Origin of the sequence: Blautia sp. NSJ-175, from assembly GCF_022867815.1 — a bacterium.
GTDB classification, from domain to species: Bacteria; Bacillota; Clostridia; order Lachnospirales; family Lachnospiraceae; genus Blautia; species Blautia celeris.
Genome location: NZ_JALIFQ010000056.1, coordinates 1 through 3,293, shown reverse-complemented (window position 1 = coordinate 3,293; position 3,293 = coordinate 1). Strand labels below are relative to the sequence as shown.

5 protein-coding genes are annotated in these 3,293 nt (G+C 38.2%); 2 read left to right on the top strand and 3 right to left on the bottom strand.

Annotated elements, in window-relative coordinates; all coding sequences use genetic code 11:
• A partial coding sequence (locus MUB35_RS30270) for an excisionase (RefSeq protein WP_195409977.1) occupies positions 1-140 on the bottom strand: 140 nt, incomplete at its 3' end.
• A complete protein-coding gene (locus MUB35_RS30265; protein WP_279230694.1) occupies positions 140-1,201 on the bottom strand; it encodes a replication initiation factor domain-containing protein in 1,062 nt (353 codons plus the stop codon). The genes MUB35_RS30265 and MUB35_RS30270, both read right to left, overlap by 1 nt.
• A gap of 480 nt (positions 1,202-1,681) precedes the next feature.
• Between MUB35_RS30265 and MUB35_RS30260 the strand changes: the two genes are divergently transcribed.
• Positions 1,682-2,323, top strand: coding sequence for a helix-turn-helix domain-containing protein (locus MUB35_RS30260; RefSeq protein WP_065530660.1), 642 nt, complete (start codon positions 1,682-1,684; stop codon positions 2,321-2,323).
• Between the two features lie 136 nt (positions 2,324-2,459).
• Positions 2,460-2,603 carry a conjugal transfer protein gene (locus tag MUB35_RS30255; RefSeq protein WP_369847777.1) on the top strand — a complete coding sequence of 48 codons (144 nt, stop codon included), beginning with the start codon at positions 2,460-2,462 and terminating at the stop codon, positions 2,601-2,603.
• A gap of 64 nt (positions 2,604-2,667) precedes the next feature.
• Here the strand turns inward: MUB35_RS30255 and MUB35_RS30250 are convergent, their stop codons facing one another.
• A complete protein-coding gene (locus MUB35_RS30250) occupies positions 2,668-3,009 on the bottom strand; it encodes a winged helix-turn-helix transcriptional regulator (RefSeq protein ID WP_065530661.1) in 342 nt (113 codons plus the stop codon).
• Positions 3,010-3,293: the final 284 nt, after the last annotated feature.

The window sequence follows — 3,293 nt, the reverse complement described above, 5'->3', positions numbered from 1 at the left end:
CCATTCATAATGAGCCAGCCAGCGTCCTTGTTTTCCTCTGCCAATCGTCTTAACTTGTTTTCTCCGATACGGAAATACTTTGACGCTTCTTCAATGGTAAGGGTGTATTTTTCCCATACGGGAATATCGTTGTTATTCATCAGATACCCCCTTTCCCTTGTTTCGTGTCATACTGGATATAGGGGATAAGGTCGGTGCGGTTTATCCTCTGTAAGTGAGCGGTCAGTTTACTGGAAAGGGAAGTGCTGTATCTTGCCTTATCAAGCATAGTTCCCACTTTTTCCAGTCCACCTAATGCGTCATGTTCTTCCAAGAAATAGAAACTTTTGACAGCAGAAATCACGCCACCCTCTGTGAGCCATTGCTGTGTTTCTTCAAGGGAATTATGTGGTTTGGGTACTTGCAGTTTCAAGACTTCCACAGCCCCTAAAAAGCGTTCCCAAAACCGACACGTTTTCCACCTGCTCTTATTACTTTCATTTCTGTTCGCTACGACAAAGCGTAGGTTGTTTGCCAATAGCCCGAAAGCCAATTCTCCAAGTTCCAGCGGTCTGTCCTTGAATGTCATGGCAAAGGCATGAGCCTTATCATCACGCAGTTGCATTTCTGTCCGTTTCCAACTGCCGACTTCATCAAGCGTCTTATTATATTTTGAACAGACTTCCTTATCCTTGTCATAAAAGCGGTAGGACAATCCCGATTTTCCAGCACCGATATAAACCGTTTTTGCGGTGTCGAAATCGTCAAACTTGCTTTCATCAAAGTGGTAGCCCTCACTATTGGAAATAAATTCCTCTTTTTCGCATTTCTTCTTTATCTGCTCTATGGTAAAGAATGGCTTTTCGTTCTTATCATCAATGGCAATATCAAGTCTTGTGAAGTGGAAATTATCCAGTCCGTATCTTCTTTCACAATGTTTGAACATATCCCCAAAGGTATAGTTTCTGCTGTTGAGAATACGGAAAATATCATCACAACCTCTGCCAGTCATAACAAGATAACAGCCTAACCCTTGTGGGTTGTCCTCTGTCTTTCTTGCGTCCCCCGATACATAAATATCTCCAATCTCCCAGCGTATCTGATAGGTCTTGAATTTAACGGTTGCCGGATAGACATTGAAAATGTCAGTCGGTAACTCTAAAATGTGTGTGATTACATCTTCTGCGGTTGCGGTTTCAAATACAATGCTGATGTAATCAATCTTAACGGATAAATTTTCGTGTGTTGCGATACTTCATTACTCCTTTCGTATGCCCCGATTTTTTGCGGGGTATAAATTGCATTTTTTCCTTTATTTATCACAGTTTCTAGGTACTATGACATGTATACGCAGGGCGGTGTTACATATACGCCCTCTGCGAACGCCAAAAGGCGTTTTTTCTTCCTGTGCCTGTCCCGTTCTTAACGCTCACGAGCCTTTGGGAGGCTCGTGGCTAAACGGAACAGCCCCAGTCAGAAACCCTGTTTTCGGTCTGATAGTCCATGCTTATTCATGCTATCAAAGTGAAAATATCTTCTCTATATGCTTACTCAAGCGTGTGATTGACCCTAGCGTGCTTAATCGCTCTATCTGATATGATAATAACGCCAGCAGAATTACTTGTCAAGAACTTTATCTTGATTTTTCGGAAGATAATAAGTATAATAGGCTTATACTACACATAAAAGGAGAAGATATGCCATGAATTATAAGCATTTGGGACAGAATATACAGACCGTCAGAAAACTAAAGAGAATGAAACAACAGGAACTTGCAGACGCTATCGGTATCAATTTACAGAGTTTATCCAAGATTGAACGAGGGGTAAATTATCCCACTTTTGAAACCTTAGAAAAGATAATGGCTGTGCTGGAAGTTGCACCCAATGAAATGTTGTCAGGAGAATGGAAGTATCACACCCATATCGAAAAAGAAGTGTGCCAGTTCTTGAAAGAAGAAGAACGGCTGAATGCTGAATTAAAGCATGGACATTATGATAACTTCTTTGACAGTGAGGAAGAATGGCTTGATTATGAGTTAGAACAATTACGGAAATACATTACAGACTATATCAATGACGAGGACATTCAATCGTCCGACCTTTACCCAATCAAAGAGTTTGTTCAGCACTTGAAGTTTCAGAAGATTTTAGACCGCTATGATGAATTTTACAGCCTTGATATGTTCGGGGAAAGCACAGAAGGACACAAGAACATAAATCCATACTACGCCATAAGAAAGGTGTACGAGGGTTACAATTATGACTATATAGAAGGTAGGAAAATCTTATCACAAATGCCATGTATCGAAGAATTTGAAGATTTTGATGATGAGGACGAGTAACCTTTTTCCTCTTGTGAGAAGATACCGCAAACAAAAAGCCCAGTAAAGAGTGCAACGCACCACCTATGGTGGCAAGGCTCTTGACAGGGCTTTTTCTTTACTGTCTTGAGGTAATCAAGAGGAATAAAGGGATAGTATGTTGAAGTGTTTACAACAGACGGGGGGGACTGTCAAAGCGAGCATGTCCGTGAAGATTATTGACAGTCAGACAAAGGCAACACAAATTTCACAGTATGAATTGACCTTATATAAAAATGATAACTGGATGATTATAAAATAATGATGAAAAGGCTTGAAATAACATTCTATATGTTTATTACAAGCCTTTATTTATCTGTTTAAAACTAAGTTATATGATTTGTATTAGGAAAATGTGATTTACCCCATTGTTTCATTTGCTCTAAAATAGGCACAAAAGTTTTTCCTAAATCAGTTAATGAATATTCGACCTTTGGGGGGATTTCTTGATAAACATATCGTGTAATAAAGCCATCTGCTTCTAATTCTCTAAGTTGTTTTGTCAATGTTGATTGCGTTATATTGCCTATTTGTCGTTGCAATTCTCCAAATCGCCTTGTTTTAAGCGATATATAATACAAAATTTCTATTTTCCACTTACCACCTAAAACACTTTGTATTTTAGCTATTGTTTCACAGCGTTCAATCTCTGTTGCATTATTTTTCATGAAACTATCTCCTTTTGCTCTAAGTATATCGTAAATCAGTCACAAAGACAATATACCATATTTTTTAATACTTAATAGTAAAAAAGATACTATAATCATTAAAAAACAGTACTTTTAATTTTTAACGTGCAATGCTAACATAAGCACAGCTAGACAAAAAACATAAAAAAGACTAACTATTAAAGAAAGTCAATAAATAGTTTCAAAAACAGAGATGTTTTGAGTATAGTGGCGATGACTTATTCATCGCAATCAGTACCTTGAAAATTGCATGACAAATAGAG

What these genes read in the sequence shown, in the direction of transcription:
- MUB35_RS30255 (WP_369847777.1), top strand. Translation starts at nt 2,460, where the DNA reads ATGTTGAAGTGTTTACAACAGACGGGGGGGACTGTCAAAGCGAGCATG.
- MUB35_RS30250 (WP_065530661.1), bottom strand. Translation starts at nt 3,009, where the DNA reads ATGAAAAATAATGCAACAGAGATTGAACGCTGTGAAACAATAGCTAAA.
- MUB35_RS30260 (WP_065530660.1), top strand. Translation starts at nt 1,682, where the DNA reads ATGAATTATAAGCATTTGGGACAGAATATACAGACCGTCAGAAAACTA.